This window comes from Sabulibacter ruber (assembly GCF_017355955.1).
Lineage (GTDB): Bacteria > Bacteroidota > Bacteroidia > Cytophagales > Hymenobacteraceae > Nibribacter > Nibribacter ruber_A.
On the sequence record NZ_JAFFID010000007.1, the window covers coordinates 161,853 to 181,280 of the forward strand.

Genomic DNA, 19,428 nt, shown 5'->3' on the forward strand with positions numbered 1-19,428 from the left:
TTTATACGGAGCCACCCCAAAATGCAGACCGCCGTTTAGAGCCTGCTTTTGCTAATACAGGCTCTAAACGGCGGTTATTGGAAGTTAGGATTTTTACACTGGCTGGGTGTGCTGCATCTGGGTGAGTTTATAATACACGCCGCCGTGCTGTACCAGCTCGCTGTGGGTGCCTCTCTCCGCAATGCGGCCTTTCTGCAGCACAATGATTTCATCGGCGTGCTGAATGGTGCTCAGGCGGTGGGCAATGACCAAAGAGGTACGGTTCTTCATGAGGTTGGTGAGGGCTTCCTGCACCAGTTTCTCAGACTCAGTATCCAGGGCAGAGGTAGCCTCGTCCATGATGAGAATAGGTGGGTTCTTGAGGATGGCCCGGGCAATGCTCAAGCGTTGGCGCTGCCCCCCAGAGAGCTTGCTGCCTCTGTCGCCAATTACGGTCTGGTAGCCGTCTGGGCTCTGCATGATGAAGTCATGCGCGTTCGCGATTTTGGCGGCGGCCATTACCTCTGCCTCGGTGGCATCGGTTTTATTGAAGGCGATGTTGTTGAAGATGGTGTCATTGAACAGAATGGATTCCTGCGTTACAATGCCCATCTGCTCTCTTATGGAGTGCAGGGAGCAATCGCGCAGGTCTTGCCCGTCTATGCTGATGGAGCCTTCGGTGGGGTCATAGAAACGCGGCAGCAGATCGGCCAGGGTAGATTTTCCGCCACCGGATGGGCCCACCAGCGCGATGGTCTTGCCTTTGGGAATAGTCAGGTTGATGTTTTGCAGGATGGGGTCATCGGCGTAGCGGAAACCTACGTTTTTGAACTCAATCTGGTGGGTGAAGGTTGGTAACGTCTTCGCATCGGCTTTGTCTCTGATCTGCGGTTGGGTATCAATCAAGGTAAGCACCCGCTCCCCCGAAACCAGCCCGCGCTGAATGTTGCTGAACGCATTAGAGATGGCTTTCACCGGCACCAGAACCTGCGAGAACAAGGCCAGAAACGCAATCAGATCTTCGCCGCCCAGGTCAGACTCGCCGCGCAGCACCAAAGAACCACCGTAGAACAGAATACCCGCCACCACAGAAACCCCCATAAACTCAGAGAATGGCGAGGCCAGGCTGCGTTTGTTGTTCATAGACGTGATGATGCGCGCGTACAGGCTGTTGCTTTGGCCAAACTTATTTAACACGTACGGTTGTGCGTTAAAGCCCTTGACTACGCGCAGACCGGTCAAGGTTTCGTCAATGATGCTCAGGATAGAGCCCAGTGCATCTTGCCCCTGCGATGACTGCCGCTTTAGTTTTTTGGAGATGGTAGAGATTACCAACCCCGAGACCGGCAGAACGATCAAACTGAAAAAAGTGAGCCTGGGCGAGATGTAGAATAATACTACAAAGTAGCCAATGAGGAGAAAAGGCTCTCTGAATAGCACATTGAGGGTGCTTACCACCGAGTTTTCCACTTCCTGCACGTCATTGGTGAGCGTAGACATGATGTTGCCTTTGCGCTGATTGGAGAAATAGCCCAGTTGCAATTGGGTAAGGCGCTCAAAAACCTGCATTCTAAGGTTTTTCACTACTCTGGCGCGTACTACACCCTCTATGCGTAAACCAATGTAACGGAATACATTGGCCAGAAACACCGAGATGATGAGCATGATACAGATGAAACGCAGCGCGCCAATGGCCCCCTCGGCCTGAATGATCTGGCCTACGTGGTAGTAAAAGAAATCGCTGGCCCAGCTCAGGTTCAGTTGAAAGGGAGGAGGTACAGTGGGAGTGGCTTTCAGGGTTTCGTCCTGGCTGAAGAGCACCTTCAGCAAAGGGGATAGTAAGCCAAAGTTCATCACCCCAAAAACGGTAGCCAGCAGCGTGGCTATGGCGTACAAAGGAACGTACTGGCTAAACGGCCTCGCAAAATTTAGAATGCGGAAATAAGTTTTCATTGCCGCAAAGGTACGGCTTTGCTTTCTAAATCAGCATACCGTAGAGATTGCCTGTTTTCTGCTTAGTTTCTGAGAAAGAGGCTCAAAACAGCAGCGCCTCCCTCTGGTAGAGAAGGAGGCACTGTGGTTTTATAGAGAATTCAGGAAAAGACCTTTAAAACTCATGCGTGCGTTGCGGAATGTTCCACCGGAAAGAAATGGCGGTGAAGGCTGAGTTTTGATCAAAGGCATCTATCTCAGCATTGGCGCGGCGCACAATCTGGGTGAGGTCTACGTGCATGTTGTAAAGGATCTGGTAAGATAGATTTACCTCGCCATACAACTGGTCTGTGGTAACCCCGTCGCCAATGGAATAGCCGTAGTTACTGGCGCGGGTAGTGTAAGGTTTCAGGACGTTGCCGCCAAAGTTGCTATTGGGGTTCCGTGGCTCGGGGTCCTGTCCGTAGCGGGTGGCAATGGCTTTGGCGGTAAGCGTGAACTTAGGCAAGGGTTGGTAGCGCACAATGGCAATGGCTTCGGCTAGGTTGGCTCCCAGTGGGTGGGCCAACGGTTGCTGGTAGTGCTGGTAGTTGTTGTAAGGAGCCTCGTGCTGGTACGTGAACGGACGAACCACATTGATTTCACCTTGCAGATCCAGGTTGGGTACTCCAAAGGCATCAATGTACTTGGCGCCGCCCTGCACAGCAAATTTGTTTCCCCACCAGCCATTACCGGCCCGCACTTCGCTCAGCAGGAATTCATCCAGCATGAACTGGCCGTACAACTGCACCCGGTTGAAGATGTTCCACTTGAAATCGGCTCCCAGTAAAGCATTGTCTGAGGATCCTAGGCCTTGTTCAATGGCGCGGTAGAAGATGAGCGGGTTCAGGTACTGCAGCTCAAAGCGGCCTTTGCTGCGCCCGAAGATGGTAGACTCAAACACCCCCACGTTCAGGTTTGGCAAGATGTTGACGCTGAGGTGGTGCATGGCCATGTACTTCTTTGGGTATAGTTGATCCCTGAACTCATGGTTGGCATTGAGCTCAGCGTACAGGTTGGTGTATTGCAGTTTCCAGACCTGGGTCTGCAGTTTCAGGAAGAAATAGGGAGCCGAGTAGTCTGAGAGAATCAAAGAGCGAAATCCGTTGCCAATGAAGTGGCGGTCATGCCCCAGCATCACGCTGATGTGTTTGGTAGCCGCGTAGTTGATATAGCCGCGGGCCGAGAAGAAATCATAACCGCCGTTCTTGAACGGTTTAAAGTACGCCTCGTGCGGCACAATGGTATCGCGGGCAATGCGGTTGTTCACCCAGCTGGGGAATTTGGCTTGGTTATCGGCTAAGAAGGTGTAGAAACCCAGTTTTTCGTCCAGGGAGCCTTCCACCTGCACGCCACGGGTGTTAATGTAGCGCAGACCGTCTTCTTCTGAGTCTTTACCGGCCTGCAGCCCTATGACCGGATTCACCCGCAAGGTAAACTCAGGGCTTTCGTAATGGTAAAAGTCGGTTTTGTTGCGGAAGAAAGGGCCTAAGGAACGCTGGCTTTCGTTCTCGCGGGAGTAGCGGGTATAGTTCCAGTTGTCGCTGAGCAGGTAGTTAACGTTGTACTCATCGGTGCGGGAGCCATTGATGGTTTCCTGGCGGGCTTCCTCGGCTAAAGAAGCCACCCGGGCCCTGCCGTAGGGTTTAAAGGAAGTATGCAGGTTTTCGGGGTTGTATTTGATGTGGTAACGGTCAATAACACGGTACACATCCTGGTTAAGAGGCACAGTGGCATCCTGCGCCGTTGCCGGTCCCGCCACAACTAAAAGACCCAACAGCAGACGGTATATTTTTCTCATAAGTGATTTTGTGAACCCGAAGATACTAGAATTTTGACCGTGTACTCTTCCCGTGGCTTGCGGGTTGCCTTAGCGTAAACGGCAGGGGCGGTTTAGGTCTCCTTTCCTGAAAGCAGGCCTAAAACGTTTCCTTGCTCTGAACTGAGCAGGGCCGCTGCCTTCATTCTTCCCTGAAACCCGTATCTTGCCTCTCAGATGATAAAGTTGCTGCGCCATCAGGAGATTGATCTGGAGCGGTGGGAAGCTTGTTTGACCCGAGCCCACCAACCCCTGGTGTATGTGCATGCCTGGTATTTGGACGTGGTTTGTGCCGGTGACTGGGATGCTCTGGTGGAGGTTCAGGGAGAGGACTATGTTTCCTTGTTCCCGCTGCCAGTGCGCAGACTTTTGGGACAGAAGAAGGTGTACCAACCGCTGTTCACGCAACAATTAGGGCTGGTGGTAACGCCGCTGAGTACACAAACCTCGCCGCAGGCCTACCTGGCGTTGCTCCCTAATCTGTACGGGCAGGTGCAGTACCAGATGCCCTGGCCGGGCAATGGACCTCTGCTTGGCCCCTGGCAGCACCAACACAAGCCTAATTATGAATTGTCTCTGGAGCCGGCGTATCCCCAGCTTCAGCAGAAGTATTCCACCAATCTGAAGCGAAATCTGAAAAAGACCGCTAAAACGCAGTTGGAGGTGAGGCTTGCCACGTCCATTGAGCCATTGATCAACTTGTTCCGCAGCACCAAAGGCCAGGAATTACCCGAACTGAAGCCACGGAATTACCAAACCCTGGAGAACCTTTACCACCAGGCAAGGCAGGCAGGAGCAGGGCAGGTGTGGGAAGTACGGCAGCAAAACACCTTGTTGTGCGCAGCGTTTCTGCTCAGTACCGCCAGCAGGACCACATTTTTGTTTGGCGCCAGTTCCGCGGAGGGCCGAAAGGTAAGTGCCATGGCGTTTCTGTTAGACCACATGATTCAGCGGGAGGCCGGCTCCGGGAAGACCTTTGACTTTGAAGGGAGCCAGGTGCCGGGCGTGGCTAATTTTTACGCCAGTTTTGGCGCACAGCCGGTCCCCTACGTATCTTTAAGCATCAAATCTCAAAGCCTACTCCCCAAATGGATTCCAACCGTCTTCATATCCTTAGCCAAACGCCTTCGTTAGCCAACCACTTCATTGCCGAGTTACGGGACGTGACGGTGCAGAAAGACAGCCTTCGGTTCCGCCGCAACCTGGAGCGTTTGGGCGAGGTAATGGCGTACAAGATTTCTGAGACGCTTCCCTTTGCGGAGCAGACCATCCAGACGCCGCTGGCCCAGACGCAGCAAACCCTGTTGGCGGAGTTTCCGGTGCTGGCTACCGTGTTGCGGGCAGGCTTGCCTTTCCACCAGGGCTTTCTCAATTATTTTGACCGCTCTACCTGCGCTTTTGTGGGGGCCTATAGGGTAGAAGGGGCCCGCCAGCTGTCTGTGCATTTAGATTACATGGCCACCCCGCACCTGGAGGATAAAATCCTGATTCTGGTAGACCCCATGCTGGCCACTGGTAAATCCCTGGTGCTGACCTATAAAGACATGCTGCGCTTTGGGCAACCAAAGAAAATCATCATTGCCGCCGTGATTGCCAGCCCCGAGGGGGTGAACCATGTGCAGGAGCAGATCCCGGAAGCCGATTTGTGGGTGGGAGCCCTGGATGAACGGCTGAATGAGCAGGCGTATATAGTGCCTGGTTTAGGCGATGCCGGCGATCTGGCCTTTGGTTCTAAGAAGTAGAAAAAGTGCAATAAGGTGCTTGTTTTCAGGCAATAATATTTTGCCGGGAGCTCGTTATTGATATTGTATATTTAGAGTGCCGGGTCTATATTAGGTCAAGTTTAGGCCTGTCTGGTATAAATCTGGTCATGTTGTATAGCTGCTAAATACGTGTGAAACTGTATGGTATCTGCAGTTCTTAAATATATTTCTGTTTATCTGTTAAGCTCAGTAAAGTTCTTTGGCGGCCCATTAGTGGGCTTTACCATGGGAGTATCCTTCTGGGCTACGTTAGCTTTGACCATTGCCGGAATGATGACCAGCGTTTGCCTGTTCTCACTGATTGGCTCAGCGGTGCATGACCGGTACGTAGCCCGGCAACGGGCCAAGAACAAGCCCGTGTTCAGCAAGAAGAACCGGCGCATTGTGTCGGTGTGGCAAAGATTCGGGATGTCTGGCATTGCCTTTCTCACGCCGGTGCTGTTCACGCCCATTGTAGGCACCGTGCTGGCTACCGTGTTAGGCGTTTCTAAAAGCAGAATCATGCTGCACATGCTCTGGAGCGCCGTTTTCTGGGGATTTGCCGTAACGCTTACCCTATTCAAACTAAGCCATCTGCCGCTTTTGCAGTTCCTGCACCGGTAGTCATCACTGCTTGTTGATTGCTTTTCAGATAAAACAAAAGAGCCGCATGATCTAACATGCGGCTCTTTTGTTTTTGGGCTAATTTCGAGAAATAAGGCAAAAAACGAGGTTGGAGATCAAGCAATCAACAACCAATAATCAACAATCCAACTATTACCTTCTGCCGCTTTTGCGTTTACTGGCACCGCCTGATTTGGTCTTCTTCCAGCCGGCCTTTTTGGCGTCTCTTACCTTGGCGCCTTTGCCGATGTTCTCCTTGGGCGGACGGGCTTTTTTCTCGTGGAACGCGCCTTTGAAATCAGGGTTTTCTCTCCGTTTCTGATCGTCTAGTTCCCGGGCAATGGCTTGCTGCTCGTCAAAAGGAGTGTCATAGACGTGTACTTCGGCGGGCAGTGGCTCCTGCGGAATCTGCATTTTGATGAGCTTCTCAATGCGGTGGATGTGGTGCATCTCGGCCTCATTGGCGAAGGTGATGGAAGCGCCGGTTTTCTCGGCTCGTCCCGTCCGCCCGATGCGGTGCACGTAGTCTTCGTAAATGATGGGCACGTCAAAGTTGATCACGTGGCTTACGTCTACAATATCTATTCCGCGCGAGGCTACATCAGTGGCCACTAGGTACCGCACTTCACCTTCTCTGAAGGCATCTACGGCATTGATGCGGGTGTTCTGGCCCTTGTTGCCGTGCACAACGCGCACGCCGCCTTCGCCTTTACGGTCCAGGAAAGAGCTCACGTTATCGGCGTTGGTTTTGCTGCGGGTAAAGATCATGACGCGGTTAAACGTCTCTTTGTCCTGGAACAGGTACTCCAGCAACGCGATCTTAGTGCGCAGGTTGGGCACCTGGTACAGCACCTGGCTCACGGTTTCTACCGGCGTGGCCTGTGGGGTAACCTCCACTACCATGGGAAACTCCAGGAACTCCTCAGACAACGTGTGCACCCGCTCGTGCATGGTAGCCGAGAACAGCAGGTTCTGCCGTTTACGGGGTATAATCTCCAGAATCTGCCGAATCTGCGGCATAAAGCCCATGTCCATCATCTTGTCGGCCTCGTCCAGCACCAACGTCTTCAGCTCTTTCAACACCAACTCGCCTTTGCGGTAGATGTCCATGAGCCGACCCGGCGTGGCTACCAGAATATCAATACCGGCCTGTATGCGCTCAATCTGCGATTTTGGCCCCACGCCGCCGTAAATGCCCACGGTGCGCAGATCAAGGTAAGCGCTGAACTTCTGGATGTTCTCTTCTATCTGCAGCACCAGCTCACGGGTAGGCGCCAGGATCAGCGCCCGCGGGTGTTTGCCCTGGGCGTACTTCACTTTCATGAGCAGCGGCAATACATAGGCAGCCGTTTTGCCGGTACCGGTTTGCGCAATGCCCATTACATCATGCCCGGCCAGGGCCAGCGGAATGGTCTGCTGCTGCACGGGCGTAGGTTTCTCGTAGCCCAGCTCGGCAATGGCATTCAGGAGCTGACGGTTCAGTTTGAAGTCCTCAAACGTAAGGGTAGAAGTGCTTTCTTCAGCTTCTTCTGCCTCGTCTGCCTCGTTTTCTGCCGTTGGTTCGGCGGGTATATGCTCGTCCTGCTCAGGTGTCAGGTTTTCGTTTTCTTCGTCTATCATCAGCGCAAAGGTACGGGTTCTCTTTTAGATTACGTTTCTGGGCAGATTTTGTGAAAACGGGCGGAAGACGCTCGCAGGTCCTCCAGGCACTACAAGGTCATCGCTGAAGCAAGCATCCGGCTCGTGCCTTCTTTTGCTGATTTCTACTAGTGCTTGGCAAGGTAGAACCTGGAATGCGTGCGGACACGAGCCGGACGCTCGCGCCAGCCATGCTCAAAAGACCTCGTAGCGTCCGCCAGGTTCTGAGAGTGTCTATGCTAACTGCGTTTCTATCCTGTTCTCAGAAAAACAGGCTTAAAGCGCATGACTTATGACCCGTGGCTTTATCTTAGCGGCATGAACAGCATCCTGATCAAAAACGCCCAACTGGTAAACGAAGGGCAAATCCAAGCGGCCGATGTGCTGGTGAAAGACGGATACATCCACACCATCGGGCAAAACCTCAACGCAATTGCCGACACTGTAATTGATGCAAAAGGCCAGTACCTGCTGCCCGGCGTCATTGACGACCAGGTCCACTTCCGCGACCCGGGCCTCACCTACAAAGCAGATCTGTATTCTGAGCCACGTGCGGCTGTGGCGGGTGGCGTGACCACCTTCATGGAGATGCCCAACACGGTGCCCAATGCTACCACGCAGGAGCTGTTGCAGGAGAAATATGACACGGCGGCGCAGAAATCACTGGCCAACTACTCCTTCTTCATGGGCGGCACCAACGACAACCTGGAGGAGATCTTGAAGACCGATCCGCGGACGGTTTGCGGCATTAAGCTGTTCATGGGCTCCAGCACCGGTAATATGCTGGTGGACAATGTACAGACGCTGGAAGAAATCTTCCGGAAATCGCCTATGCTTATTGCCACGCACTGCGAAGATGAGGCCACCATCAGAGCCAACATGCAACGGGCTATAGAACAGTACGGCGAAGAGAACATTCCCGTAAGCGCTCACCCGGTGATCAGGAGCGTAGAGGCCTGCTACAAATCTTCCAGCATGGCCATTGAGCTGGCCAAAAAGCACAACACGCGCCTGCACATCCTGCACATTTCCACGGAAGAAGAACTCGCCTTGTTCCGTAATGACATTCCGTTGGAGCAGAAACGCATCACCGCCGAGGTGTGCGTGCATCATCTTTGGTTCGATGCTGCTCAGTACGAGACCTTGGGTGCGCAGATCAAATGCAATCCCGCCATTAAAGAAGCCCGCCACAAGCAGGCGCTGTTCCAGGGTTTGCTGGATAATAAATTAGACATCATCGCCACCGACCATGCGCCGCATACCTGGGAAGAAAAGCAGTCTGCCACCTATAAAGGAGCACCGTCTGGCTTGCCGTTGGTGCAACACTCCCTGCAGGTGATGCTGGCCTTCTACAAACAAGGCAAGATTTCTCTGGAGCGGGTGGTGGAGAAAATGAGTCACGCCCCGGCCATCTGCTTCCAGGTAGAAAAGCGCGGCTTCATTAGAGAAGGCTACTGGGCCGATCTGGTGTTGGTAGACCTTGAGCAAAGCCACACCGTGACCAGAGAGAGCGTGTTGTACAAGTGCGGTTGGTCTCCGCTGGAAGGCGAAACACTGCCGGGCGTAGTGACGCACACCATTGTTTCCGGGCATTTGGCTTACCAGAACGGACAGTTTGATGAGAGTAAGAAAGGGGAGCGGGTGCTATTTAGCCGGTAAATAATCAATTATACCACATATGGCAATTATAAGAAGCTTAGAACGAGTAGATGCTACAATTGCTCCTCAATCGTACACAAACGGAGATTATACGATTAGTGATCTGTTTGTTCAGCTTAGGACCTACAAGGAAGGAGACGAGACCCGTTCGGAAGGTGTAAAACAGAATATTCAGATAAGCAGGGAAGTTGCTGTACAACTGAGAGATATACTTGATGAATTCTTGTTGCGATAAATTTTTAAAGAAAATTAGCGGTAGAAACTTGCGTTGAATATCCAAAGCCGCTACTTTTGCTATCCAATTACACGGTGGCCGTAGTTCAGCTGGTTAGAGCACCAGATTGTGATTCTGGAAGTCGTGGGTTCGAACCCCATCGGCCACCCCAAAAAGCTCCTGATTCGTCAGGGGCTTTTTTTGTTTTCGGGCTGTTTTTCTGAAAAGGCCTGTAAAACGCAGAACTATTAATTTTGTGCAGAGGTGAGGTGCAACACAGCCTCCTTCTTCAATCTAAGGAACTCTAAAAGAAAACACATGAGTCTATTAGTAATCGGGTCGGTGGCATTTGATGCGCTGGAAACTCCGTTCGGGAAACGGGACAAAATCATCGGCGGAGCCGGAACGTTCATTGCCTTGTCAGCTTCCAACTTTGTGCAGCCGGTAAACCTAGTGTCAGTGGTGGGAGGCGATTTCCTGAAGTCAGATATTGAAATGATGCAGCGCAAAGGCATCAACACAGACGGGCTGCAGATCAAAGAAAACGAGAAATCGTTCTTCTGGTCGGGCCGCTACTTCAACGACATGAACAGCCGCGAGACGCTGGCTACGGAACTGAACGTGCTGGCTGATTTCGACCCGATTATCCCTGAGAGCTACCAGGACTGCAAATACCTGATGCTGGGCAACCTGGCTCCGCAGGTACAGCGCCAGGTGATTGAGCGCCTGAAAAACCGTCCTAAACTGATCGTGATGGACACCATGAACTTCTGGATGGACATCGCGCTGGATGATTTGATCCAGACCATTGGAATGGTGGATGTATTGAGCATCAACGACGAGGAAGCCCGCCAACTGAGCGGCGAGTACTCTTTGGTGAAAGCCGCCAAGAAGATCATGGGCATGGGCCCTAAATACCTCATCATCAAGAAAGGCGAGCACGGTGCCCTGTTGTTCCACGGGGAAGAGGTGTTCTTCGCGCCAGCTCTGCCGCTAGAGGAGGTGTTTGACCCAACCGGAGCCGGTGACACCTTTGCCGGTGGTTTCATTGGTTACCTGGCCTCAACAGATGACATCAGCTTTGAGAACATGAAACGCGCCGTGATCCACGGTTCGGCCATGGCATCTTTCTGCGTAGAGCAGTTCGGGACCGAGCGCCTGGTGGATCTTCAGCCCGATGAGGTGGTAAGCCGCGTGCTGGAGTTTGTGAAACTGGTGAATTTCCAGCCGCAGACGGTGTAAACGGTTTTACGCCTGGTTTTCTGAAAGCAGGTTTAAAACGAGCCTATCACTATAAAAGGAAAGGGGCTGTAGATGCGCATCTACAGCCCCTTTCCTTTTATAGTAGTAGTTTCTAATTGATTGCTCAAACGGCTTTACTGGGCTTGGAGCCATTGTCTGGCGCTGTCCAGGTTGGTGAAGTAGTTGATTACGATATCGCCACTCTGCACAGCACTTTTGTTTGTAGACTCCACGCTCACTTTCCCGAAGAAATCTTCTGGGGTAAGAAACGCCATGTGCGTAACTCCCGCTTTAATGGCCTTAGGAAACCACTCCTGGTTTATCCATTGCTGGCTTTCCTGCTGAATGACCCTGGTCTGCCGCGTGTCTACCAGAATTTTGGAGTATCCGCTCTGCTGGATCAAAGCCAGACTGGTCTCGGCTATCTCTCTGAACTCAGGGTGTTTCAGGAAACCGTCATAGGTGGCCACCACGGCCTTCAGCCCGGTATCTACTTGATTTGCACTCATATCATTAACGAAGCCAACAAATTAACGTCAGGAACAGAACGTCATCGGCTTGATTATTCTTACTACGTGTTGAATCAGATTTTGCAAAATTGGGTCTAAAACCGGAGAAAACCCCGAACTTTCTGCAAAGATTTGCCCCCGCTGAGATTAAACCCACCAAGTATGCACAAAAAAGATGATACCGCATTGGCTATTTTCATTGGGGCTGTAGTGTTCCTGGCGCTGGAGGCTGCGGTTTATTATGGCCTGGTTACCTGGCTGGTGCCCACCGACCCCGAGGTAGAAGAGCAGGGCGGCAGTATTGTGCGCAACTGGAACAAGGTCATGTCCTTTATCCTCATTTACCTGGTGGTGCTGATAGGGGCAATGCTGGCGGCCAGTTCTCAGGTGCCCCGCGCTTACCGCAAGCATGTGCTTTTCTGGTTTTACCTGTCTTTGCCCACTTTGTTTGTGCTATTGGTGCTCGCTTTTAGTTAAGAAATTGGTATACTTTTACTTCACCCGCCCGTATAGAAGGTAGTACTTAACTAAACGGAGGATTTTATGAGCAGTAATAAGAAAAATCACGGCGGAGAGAAAGATAACAAGAAAGGCGGTTTTATTGATAACACTGACCACAATCACCTGACCGAGAACGATCCGGCCTTGAACCCGGAAAGTAAGTATCACCGCTCTAAAAGTGGTGGCACCACTATTCAGGACGAGCGTGCCATATCCAGAACCGGGAATAACAACCGTGAAGGTGTAAATGCCTCTTATGGCGGCGGCGGTGACCGTCCGCGCAGTAACCCAAGCGATAACCAAGTGGATCGCGGTAAATAAGAATAACAGCAAATAAGGTAAAGAAAAAGGCTGCTCTCTTTGGGAGCAGCCTTTTTCTTTGGTGGCGTTTATGCTGATTAGCGTTTATTGCACGTGTCTATACAGCATCTCAGAAACATTGGCCATGGCGGCGGTGCCGGCTTTGTCATCTTCCAGGCCTTTAGAAAGCAGCACCAGTACGTACTTGCGCCCGTCTGGCAGGAAAACGATGCCTGAGTCATGCCGAACGCCGGTGATCCAGCCGGTTTTATGGGCTACTTTCACCTCGGCCGGTAATTTGGCCGGAATAATGTCCTTGAATTTCTGGTCCAGCAGAACTTTGATCATTTCCTGCGAGGCGGCAGGGCTCACGGCTTTGCCTTGGGCGATTTTCTGGAAAAGCACCATCAAATCGTACGCCGTAGTGGTATTGTTCAGGCCCTGCCGAAAGGCTTTGGTGTCTTCCACGCCGCGCAGCACCTGAATATTCTTAGCGCCCAGTTCTCGCATGGTCTGCGTCACCTTCTTGGCGTCTAGTTGCTCAATCACCAGATTGGTGGCCAGGTTACTGCTGAGGATGATCATTTTGTAGAGCAGTTCAGACAGGGGGCGTTTCTGGCCCAGTACTTTGTACAGGTCCTGCTCGCTATCGTCCTGCGGGCCTATGCTGAATGGGCTGCCATCCACAATGCTTTTGAACTGGTTCTTCACCACAATGGAATCTTCAAGGGAGAACTTGCCTTCGGCGGCTTGCTTATAAGCTTCAATAAGTACCGGAGTTTTCATGGTGCTGGCTGCGTGAAAGCTTTCGTGCTCGTTAATGAGCAGTTCTTCGCCGGTTTTCAGGTCTTTGAAGGCCACCGCAAAGGTGCCTTTCTGTTTCCCAAGTTCGGTAAGGATCTCTTCCCTGAGCTGGTTCATGTTCTTGCGAGGTTTGGTTGCGGTACAGCCTAACAGCAGAAGGGCCAGGGAAAGCAGAGAAAGATAGGAGCGCATGGTCTTCTGGTTTGGCCTTCAAGTTAGAAAAGCAAGCCGAATTCTGGCAGCGGAATAAAACGTTTTGGGCCCGTTTTTCTGAAAACAGGCCCGAAACAGGAATCCTTAAGAGTTTTGTTTCAGCCAGAGCTTAAAGTTGGCTTGCTGCGCAGGGCTGGCGGCCGGGTTCCTGCTCACCTTGTAAGCCGGCAGATGAAGAGTGCCGTCGGGCTTCAGCGTAACGGTATGCAGTTTCTTTTGCCGGAACAGCGTCAGTTCCACTTCGGTCTTGTGGGCAATCAGATTAGGCAGGTTGTTGTTCTCCAGCTTGCGTCCGTTCAGGGCAATGAGTTCATCGTCTACGGAAAGAACAGCCGACGCCGGTGAATCAGGGGCGATGTAGCCGATCACCGGAGTGGCGGGCGAGGCCGGGCTTAGCCGGAAGCCATATCTGCTTTCAAAGGTTTGTGCCGAAGGAAGTGTCTCTAACCGGCAACCCACGTACTCCAGAGCCGGAGCCAGCCATTTCTCAAAAGGAGCCGTCCCGAAAATCATCTCCTGAAAGTAACTCGTCAAAGAAACGCCTGATACCTGTTCCGCTAGTTGCTGGTAGTCTTCTTCTGAATAACCAATGCCTTTCTGCCCAAACTCCTGCCACATCAACCGCATGACATCATCCAGGGAGCGGGCGTTTTGGGTGGCTTTTCTGATTTCCAGGTCCAAAACCAACGCAGCGATACAGCCCTTGTTGTAGATACTCACTTTGCGGTCTGGGATGCCGGGTTTATACCCGTCCAGCCAGGTGTCAAACGAAGAATCTGCCACCGAAAGGTTCTTTTCTCCCTGATCTGCGGTGTGGCGTTTAATGACGGTGTTCAGCTCCTGAAAATATTGCTCAGACGTGAACACGCCGCTCCGGGCCAGCAGGTAATCACCGTAATAAGTGGTCACGCCCTCGGCCACGTAACCAGTCCGGAAATAATTCTCCCGCGTGAAATCATACGGCTGCATCTCTTTGGGCCTGATTTGCTTGATGTTCCACGTGTGAAACAGCTCATGGCAACTCACGCCCAACAGCTCTTTGTACGGCTCGGGAGACATGAGTTGCTCGGCCGGACCCAACGTGATCACCGTGGAATTGAGGTGTTCCACCCCGTGGTAGTGTGCGTAGGGCAGAATGATGTTCAGGAAATGGTAATCCGGCACCGGGAAGGTCTCAAACAAGGCCAGTTGCTCCTGGGTGAAGGCCCTGAACTGCGGAAGAATCTTGTCCCAATCTGGCGTACACTCCCCCTGAAACCAAACGTGGAACGGAATGCCCTGTTCTTCATAGACCTGGTGCTGCAGCGTGGCGCTTGCAATGAACGGCGAATCTACCAGGCGGTCAAAGTCCCGGGCCTGGAGCGTGTGGGGCTGAGCCTGGGGTAAACCGCAGGCAATTTGCCAGTCTGCAGGAATCTCCAAAGACAGCGAGCAGGGCTCCTGTTCCTGGCCCTCGGGGGTGAGCAGGCAGTTCACCGGGTTCACGTACAGGAAATCCTGCGCCAGCCAGGAGCCGCCCGCGTCCATTTGCCGGGCGTAGAAGTTATAGCGTACCTCAACGGTGGGCTGCCCTTGGGTATCTACGCGCCATCGGTCTTTCGTCACCTTTTGGAAGGGCAGGGAAGCGCCGTCTGGGGTAAGCACTTCAAAGCCCTGGATTTTCTGCGCGAAGTTCTGCAGTTCATACCGGCCGGGGCGCCAGGCGGGCAGTTGCAGGTAAAGCTCAGGAGAAGTGAGATTCTGAAGGGTGGTCTTGACTTGCAGATAGCCCGAAAGCGGGTTCTGGAAAGAAATATGGTAGCTGGGCACTGTTTCTTTTGTAAATTTGTCTGTCTGAAAGTACCTCTACGAGGCTTTGCTGCAAGGTTATCTGTTTTTAAGCTCTTTTCCGAAAATAGGCTTAAAATCGCTTCCGCAAGAAACGTTTGCCGCAGCAGGACTTTGGGCAATGAGAGGTAACGTGCAAATAATCAAATTAAAAAGTTGTACCTAGGTTTGCTTTATCAAAATACGTTTTATAATTTTGCAGGCCTTAATAAAATGTTTAGTGTGAGATGAAAAGAACATTCCAACCTTCGCAACGCAAAAGAAGAAATAAGCATGGTTTCCGCTCTAGAATGGAGACTGCAAATGGTCGTAGAGTATTAGCTAGCAGAAGAGCTAAAGGCCGTCACAAACTGACCGTTTCTGACGAAAGAAGACACAAAGCCTAATTTTTCTGATTAGCTCGCTGCAAGGCGCCTTGCGAATGGGTACCTTCACTGAACATTCTGCAGAAGAGCAACCGCTTTCCCATAGATTTCCGAAAGAAGAACGTTTACGGAGCAAGAAGCTGATTGACCAGCTCTTCCGTGAAGGTTCTTCTTTTAATTTATACCCGCTCCGGTTTGTGGCGCTGCATGTGCCGGAACCCTCAGACGTTCCCGTGCAGGTATTGGTCTCTGTTTCTAAGCGGAACTTCAAGAAAGCCGTGGACCGTAACCGTATCAAGCGGCAAATGCGGGAGGCGTACCGGTTGCACAAACACGTCATTCCCCAGCAGAATACCTTGGGGGGCACCTGGTACATTGGTGTCCTTTATATAGGAAAAGAAAAAAATCCTTTCAAAATAATCTGCAAAAAACTAAATTCAGGATTGGAGCGTTTGGTTTCTAAATAGTCTCCCTTTTTCGGTTTTTCACTGGTGCAGATATGTTGAAGAAAACTTTGGCCGGCCTTTTGGTGGCTGGCACGGCGTGGGGCCTTTTCTCCTTTACGTCCGGTACAAATGAGCGGTATTTTGATATCGCCAAGAACCTGGACATCTTCGCTACGCTCTTCAAAGAGGTGAATACCTACTACGTTGATGACATTGCGCCTTCCAAGCTGGTGCGCACGGGCATTGACGCCATGCTGAAATCGCTGGATCCCTACACCAACTACATCCCCGAAGACGACATTGAGGATTTCCGCACCATGACCACCGGTCAGTACGGCGGTATTGGCGCGCTGGTAGGCAAACGGGAGGGTCGTACCATTGTCTCTTTGCCGCATGAGGGCTCCCCGGCCCAGAAAGCGGGTCTTATCATAGGCGATGAAATCCTGAAGATTGATGGGGTAGACCTTTCCAAGAAATCTGACAATGAGGTGAGCAAACTACTCAAAGGCCAGGCTGGTACAGTGGTGAAGCTGGAGATCAAGCGCTTTGGGGTAGACAAGCCTATGGTAGTGGACGTGGTACGGGGCAACATTCAGATCAACAACGTTCCTTACTACGGCATGGTAACCCCTGAGATAGGATACTTACAGCTTTCCGGTTTTACCGTAGACGCAGGGCGTGAGGTGCGCAATGCGGTAACCAAACTGAAAGAGCTTGGGGCTAAGAAAATCATCATGGACCTGCGCGACAACCCCGGCGGATTGTTGAACGAGTCTGTGAACATCTCTAACCTGTTCCTGCCACGCGGGAAAGATATTGTGAGCACCAAGAGCAAGGTGGCCGACTGGAACAAAATGTACAAGGCTCTGGACGAGCCGCTGGATGTGCAGATGCCGTTGGTTGTGCTAACTAGCAGTAACAGTGCTTCGGCGGCCGAGATTGTGGCCGGAGCCTTGCAGGACTATGACCGGGCGGTGTTGGTGGGTGAGCGTACGTTTGGAAAAGGATTGGTGCAGATGACGCGTCCGCTTTCCTATAACTCGCAGTTGAAAGTAACCACAGCCAAATACTATATTCCTAGCGGTCGTTGCATCCAGGCCATTGATTACGCTCATAGAGCCGCTGATGGCTCTTTGCATAAAACACCAGACTCTCTGCGGGTGGCTTTCAAAACTGCGAACGGCCGTACCGTGTATGATGGCGGTGGTATCAGCCCAGACGTGGAGGTGAAAGAACAGCCAGTGCCAGACATCATCCGCAAGCTGGTCACCAAGAACTACATCTTTGATTATGCCACGCGGTTCAGAGCGGCCAACCCATCTATCCCTTCGGCTAAAGACTTCCGCTTGTCTGATGCCGAATACCAGAAGTTTGTCTCTTACCTCAACGGGAAAGATATCTCTTACTCAACCGATGTAGAGAAAGCTTTGGATAACATGATCACCAAAGCCAAGGAAGACAAGCACTACGAGGAAGTGAAAGCCGATATTGAGCAGATCCGGAAGAAAGTAGCCACCAACAAGAGCAATGACCTGATCCGTTTCAAGGCTGAAATCACCGAATTGTTGGAACAGGAGATCGTTTCCAGATACTATCTGCAGAAGGGATTGGTGGAATCCACCTTCAACGATGACAAGAATATTCTGGCGGCAGTGGAAGTCCTGAACAATCCATCCAAGTACCAGACGCTGCTGACAACAAGTACAAGGAAATAGAGATTACACTATATTATATAGTATCGTAAGGGCAACTGGTAACGGTTGCCCTTTTGTTTTAGAATAGCGTAGCTTTGCAGGGTAATTGCTGCTTAGTGTTTTAGATTCATGGCTTATATCCTTTCCCTGGAAACCTCTTCTACGGTTTGCTCCGTTGCGCTGCACCATAACCAACAGTTGCTTTCTTATGCAGAGCTGCAGATGGAAAAGTCGCACTCGTCACATATTACCGTAATGGTGAACCAAGTGGTGGAGAATGCCGGATTAACCTTGCAGCAGGTAAATGCTGTGGCGGTTTCCGGAGGGCCCGGGTCTTACACTGGCTTGCGTATTGGCTCTGGTACAGCCAAAGGGTTGTGCTTTGCCTTGGACAAGCCTTTGATCTCGGTGAGTACCTTGAAGGCAATGGCCAGACAAATGATTGAAAGTTTGCCCGCCCCGGAGCGTTTCTTGTACTGCCCCATGATAGACGCCCGTCGTTCCGAAGTTTATACCTGCCTTCTTGATCACTCGCTGGAAGAAGTATTGCCAATAGAGCCTATGATTTTGGACAGTTCCAGTTTTGCTTCAGAATTGGAAAAACAGACCATAATCTTCTTTGGGAGCGGAGCGGCAAAGGCGAAGGAACTAATAGCACCTCACCCGAACGCTTTTTTCGTAGAAAATGTTAAACCTACAGCCAAAGCCATTGGAGAGCTTGCCTTTCTGAAACACCAAGAAGCACAGTTTGAAGATGTGGCATATTATGAGCCATTCTATTTAAAAGAAGTATATATCACAAAACCCTCTGGGAAATAAGAGATATGGAAGAGTTTGTAAACCGAGTTGCCAATAGTGGCCTCATTACTCTGAATTTAGAAGAGTACCTGCATCCCGGTGAGCGTGTGGTCTATGATATAAAAGATAACCTGTTTCATGGACTGATGCTGCGGGAAAAAGATTTCAGGGCCTTTGTAAAGGATCATGACTGGTCTCAGTACGCAGGTAAGAACGTGGCCATCATTTGCTCCACAGATGCAATAGTGCCTACTTGGGCTTATATGCTGTTGGCAAGCAAACTGCAGCCATTTGTAAACCGCTATGTGTTTGGCGATCTGGATGCGTTAGAGCAGGCCTTGTTACAAGATGCCATCTCTAAGATTAACGCCAATGATTACCAGGATGCGAAAGTGGTGATAAAAGGGTGTGGGCAAATACCCGTACCTACTTTTGCCTATGTTGAGATCATGCAGAAATTGTTGCCTGTTGTAAGTAGCATCATGTACGGAGAACCCTGCTCAACAGTGCCAATTTTTAAAAAACCGAAAGAGAAAGTAGCCACTGTGTAGTTCTGTTAAAGGCAGAGCTACACAGTGGCTCAAGGCTGAAACACGATGTAAGTAGAAGGAAGGGGTGCGGCAATAATGTTTGCTCAATCTGGAACTTCCGCATACCATTCTTAGTTCTCATCTAGGCTCCAGCCGGGGGCAGCGGCTAAGCGAGAAAAACTCAAGCCCTACGGAACTTCTGAATACCTAATGTTGGTTCTGCTCAAGGCTCCGATTGGGAGCGCAGTGATTATAGGGAGCGGCACACAAGCAAGGGAAAAACATTAAGCTACGGGAACCAAACCCCGCACAATGGTGGTTCTTACTTGGGCTCCGCAAAGGAGCAACGGCAAAGCGGGCAAGGGAAAAAACTCCTCTTACCGGGAACCAACCGCCACCTAATGTTGGTTCTCCCTTAGGCTCCGCAAAGGAGCGGCGGGAAAAGAAGAAAAAGACTTTCCGTTCCCGCTTGCAAACTAAAGGATTCTGCTTACCTTTGCAGCCCCTTCGGGACCGGAGGGACCCCGAGGCCAGCCGGGCGGAGAGGGAAGGA

General features: G+C 51.4%; 18 protein-coding genes and 1 tRNA gene. 13 read left to right on the top strand and 6 right to left on the bottom strand.

Annotated features, from left to right (window positions below; genetic code table 11):
- Positions 1–93 precede the first annotated feature (93 nt).
- Together JT719_RS23825 and JT719_RS23830 are read right to left on the bottom strand one after the other, a co-directional pair.
- Positions 94–1,932 (bottom strand): ABC transporter ATP-binding protein, encoded by a 1,839-nt coding sequence (locus JT719_RS23825; protein ID WP_207436274.1) that lies wholly within the window; start codon positions 1,930–1,932, stop codon positions 94–96.
- 154 nt (positions 1,933–2,086) lie between these two features.
- Entirely contained in the window at positions 2,087–3,751 is a 1,665-nt protein-coding gene (locus JT719_RS23830; RefSeq protein ID WP_207436275.1) for a hypothetical protein, read from the bottom strand.
- A gap of 195 nt (positions 3,752–3,946) precedes the next feature.
- Here JT719_RS23830 and JT719_RS23835 point away from each other — a divergent pair, with 195 nt between their 5' ends.
- From JT719_RS23835 to JT719_RS23845, 3 genes are all read left to right on the top strand, one after another.
- Complete coding sequence (locus JT719_RS23835; RefSeq protein WP_207436276.1) at positions 3,947–4,903, top strand: GNAT family N-acetyltransferase; 957 nt, start codon at positions 3,947–3,949, stop codon at positions 4,901–4,903.
- Positions 4,858–5,511, top strand: coding sequence for a uracil phosphoribosyltransferase (gene upp / locus JT719_RS23840; protein ID WP_207436277.1), 654 nt, complete (start codon positions 4,858–4,860; stop codon positions 5,509–5,511). The genes JT719_RS23835 and upp overlap by 46 nt, the downstream gene beginning before the upstream one ends.
- A 246-nt stretch (positions 5,512–5,757) precedes the next feature.
- The gene (locus JT719_RS23845) at positions 5,758–6,135 is read left to right on the top strand and encodes a hypothetical protein (RefSeq protein ID WP_242693447.1); all 378 of its coding nucleotides are present in this window, start codon (positions 5,758–5,760) and stop codon (positions 6,133–6,135) included.
- Between the two features lie 153 nt (positions 6,136–6,288).
- On the opposite strand, the gene JT719_RS23850 is transcribed toward JT719_RS23845, so the two are convergent.
- Positions 6,289–7,755: a DEAD/DEAH box helicase gene (locus JT719_RS23850; protein WP_207436278.1), complete on the bottom strand. Its 1,467-nt coding sequence runs from the start codon at positions 7,753–7,755 to the stop codon at positions 6,289–6,291.
- A gap of 336 nt (positions 7,756–8,091) precedes the next feature.
- On the opposite strand from JT719_RS23850, the gene JT719_RS23855 reads away from it, so the two are divergent.
- The 3 genes from JT719_RS23855 to JT719_RS23865 all read left to right on the top strand — a co-directional run bounded on the left by JT719_RS23855 (position 8,092) and on the right by JT719_RS23865 (position 10,888).
- Positions 8,092–9,432 carry a dihydroorotase gene (locus JT719_RS23855; protein ID WP_207436300.1) on the top strand — a complete coding sequence of 447 codons (1,341 nt, stop codon included), beginning with the start codon at positions 8,092–8,094 and terminating at the stop codon, positions 9,430–9,432.
- A 309-nt stretch (positions 9,433–9,741) separates the two neighbouring features.
- Positions 9,742–9,818 (top strand) — tRNA-His (locus tag JT719_RS23860).
- A 146-nt stretch (positions 9,819–9,964) separates the two neighbouring features.
- Positions 9,965–10,888: a PfkB family carbohydrate kinase gene (locus JT719_RS23865; RefSeq protein WP_207436279.1), complete on the top strand. Its 924-nt coding sequence runs from the start codon at positions 9,965–9,967 to the stop codon at positions 10,886–10,888.
- 134 nt (positions 10,889–11,022) lie between these two features.
- On the opposite strand, the gene JT719_RS23870 is transcribed toward JT719_RS23865, so the two are convergent.
- A complete protein-coding gene (locus tag JT719_RS23870; protein WP_207436280.1) occupies positions 11,023–11,397 on the bottom strand; it encodes an STAS/SEC14 domain-containing protein in 375 nt (124 codons plus the stop codon).
- A 162-nt stretch (positions 11,398–11,559) separates the two neighbouring features.
- Here JT719_RS23870 and JT719_RS23875 point away from each other — a divergent pair, with 162 nt between their 5' ends.
- Both JT719_RS23875 and JT719_RS23880 read left to right on the top strand, forming a co-directional pair.
- Positions 11,560–11,874, top strand: coding sequence for a hypothetical protein (locus JT719_RS23875; RefSeq protein ID WP_207436281.1), 315 nt, complete (start codon positions 11,560–11,562; stop codon positions 11,872–11,874).
- Between the two features lie 66 nt (positions 11,875–11,940).
- Positions 11,941–12,219 (top strand): hypothetical protein, encoded by a 279-nt coding sequence (locus tag JT719_RS23880; protein ID WP_207436282.1) that lies wholly within the window; start codon positions 11,941–11,943, stop codon positions 12,217–12,219.
- An 84-nt stretch (positions 12,220–12,303) separates the two neighbouring features.
- Here JT719_RS23880 and JT719_RS23885 read toward each other — a convergent pair whose 3' ends face one another.
- Both JT719_RS23885 and JT719_RS25595 read right to left on the bottom strand, forming a co-directional pair.
- Positions 12,304–13,194: a serine hydrolase gene (locus tag JT719_RS23885; RefSeq protein ID WP_207436283.1), complete on the bottom strand. Its 891-nt coding sequence runs from the start codon at positions 13,192–13,194 to the stop codon at positions 12,304–12,306.
- A gap of 105 nt (positions 13,195–13,299) precedes the next feature.
- Positions 13,300–15,024, bottom strand: a complete 1,725-nt coding sequence (locus JT719_RS25595) for a M61 family metallopeptidase (protein WP_207436284.1) — start codon at positions 15,022–15,024, stop codon at positions 13,300–13,302.
- Positions 15,025–15,269: 245 nt separating this feature from the next.
- Here JT719_RS25595 and rpmH point away from each other — a divergent pair, with 245 nt between their 5' ends.
- The 5 genes from rpmH (at position 15,270) to JT719_RS23915 (ending at position 18,896) form a co-directional block, all read left to right on the top strand.
- Positions 15,270–15,428 (top strand): 50S ribosomal protein L34, encoded by a 159-nt coding sequence (rpmH, locus tag JT719_RS23895; protein WP_071885432.1) that lies wholly within the window; start codon positions 15,270–15,272, stop codon positions 15,426–15,428.
- Positions 15,429–15,463: 35 nt separating this feature from the next.
- The gene (rnpA, locus tag JT719_RS23900) at positions 15,464–15,874 is read left to right on the top strand and encodes a ribonuclease P protein component (protein WP_207436285.1); all 411 of its coding nucleotides are present in this window, start codon (positions 15,464–15,466) and stop codon (positions 15,872–15,874) included.
- Positions 15,875–15,906: 32 nt separating this feature from the next.
- A complete protein-coding gene (locus tag JT719_RS23905) occupies positions 15,907–17,568 on the top strand; it encodes a S41 family peptidase (RefSeq protein WP_207436286.1) in 1,662 nt (553 codons plus the stop codon).
- A 108-nt stretch (positions 17,569–17,676) separates the two neighbouring features.
- Positions 17,677–18,366 (top strand): tRNA (adenosine(37)-N6)-threonylcarbamoyltransferase complex dimerization subunit type 1 TsaB, encoded by a 690-nt coding sequence (tsaB, locus tag JT719_RS23910; RefSeq protein WP_207436287.1) that lies wholly within the window; start codon positions 17,677–17,679, stop codon positions 18,364–18,366.
- Between the two features lie 5 nt (positions 18,367–18,371).
- Positions 18,372–18,896 carry a DUF2480 family protein gene (locus JT719_RS23915; RefSeq protein WP_207436288.1) on the top strand — a complete coding sequence of 175 codons (525 nt, stop codon included), beginning with the start codon at positions 18,372–18,374 and terminating at the stop codon, positions 18,894–18,896.
- The last annotated feature ends 532 nt before the right edge of the window (positions 18,897–19,428 follow it).

Coding starts and splice junctions, on each gene's coding strand:
- JT719_RS23825 (WP_207436274.1), bottom strand. CDS start 1,932: ATGAAAACTTATTTCCGCATTCTAAATTTTGCGAGGCCGTTTAGCCAG.
- JT719_RS23830 (WP_207436275.1), bottom strand. CDS start 3,751: ATGAGAAAAATATACCGTCTGCTGTTGGGTCTTTTAGTTGTGGCGGGA.
- JT719_RS23835 (WP_207436276.1), top strand. CDS start 3,947: ATGATAAAGTTGCTGCGCCATCAGGAGATTGATCTGGAGCGGTGGGAA.
- upp (WP_207436277.1), top strand. CDS start 4,858: ATGGATTCCAACCGTCTTCATATCCTTAGCCAAACGCCTTCGTTAGCC.
- JT719_RS23845 (WP_242693447.1), top strand. CDS start 5,758: ATGGGAGTATCCTTCTGGGCTACGTTAGCTTTGACCATTGCCGGAATG.
- JT719_RS23850 (WP_207436278.1), bottom strand. CDS start 7,755: ATGATAGACGAAGAAAACGAAAACCTGACACCTGAGCAGGACGAGCAT.
- JT719_RS23855 (WP_207436300.1), top strand. CDS start 8,092: ATGAACAGCATCCTGATCAAAAACGCCCAACTGGTAAACGAAGGGCAA.
- JT719_RS23865 (WP_207436279.1), top strand. CDS start 9,965: ATGAGTCTATTAGTAATCGGGTCGGTGGCATTTGATGCGCTGGAAACT.
- JT719_RS23870 (WP_207436280.1), bottom strand. CDS start 11,397: ATGAGTGCAAATCAAGTAGATACCGGGCTGAAGGCCGTGGTGGCCACC.
- JT719_RS23875 (WP_207436281.1), top strand. CDS start 11,560: ATGCACAAAAAAGATGATACCGCATTGGCTATTTTCATTGGGGCTGTA.
- JT719_RS23880 (WP_207436282.1), top strand. CDS start 11,941: ATGAGCAGTAATAAGAAAAATCACGGCGGAGAGAAAGATAACAAGAAA.
- JT719_RS23885 (WP_207436283.1), bottom strand. CDS start 13,194: ATGCGCTCCTATCTTTCTCTGCTTTCCCTGGCCCTTCTGCTGTTAGGC.
- rpmH (WP_071885432.1), top strand. CDS start 15,270: ATGAAAAGAACATTCCAACCTTCGCAACGCAAAAGAAGAAATAAGCAT.
- rnpA (WP_207436285.1), top strand. CDS start 15,464: ATGGGTACCTTCACTGAACATTCTGCAGAAGAGCAACCGCTTTCCCAT.
- JT719_RS23905 (WP_207436286.1), top strand. CDS start 15,907: ATGTTGAAGAAAACTTTGGCCGGCCTTTTGGTGGCTGGCACGGCGTGG.
- tsaB (WP_207436287.1), top strand. CDS start 17,677: ATGGCTTATATCCTTTCCCTGGAAACCTCTTCTACGGTTTGCTCCGTT.
- JT719_RS23915 (WP_207436288.1), top strand. CDS start 18,372: ATGGAAGAGTTTGTAAACCGAGTTGCCAATAGTGGCCTCATTACTCTG.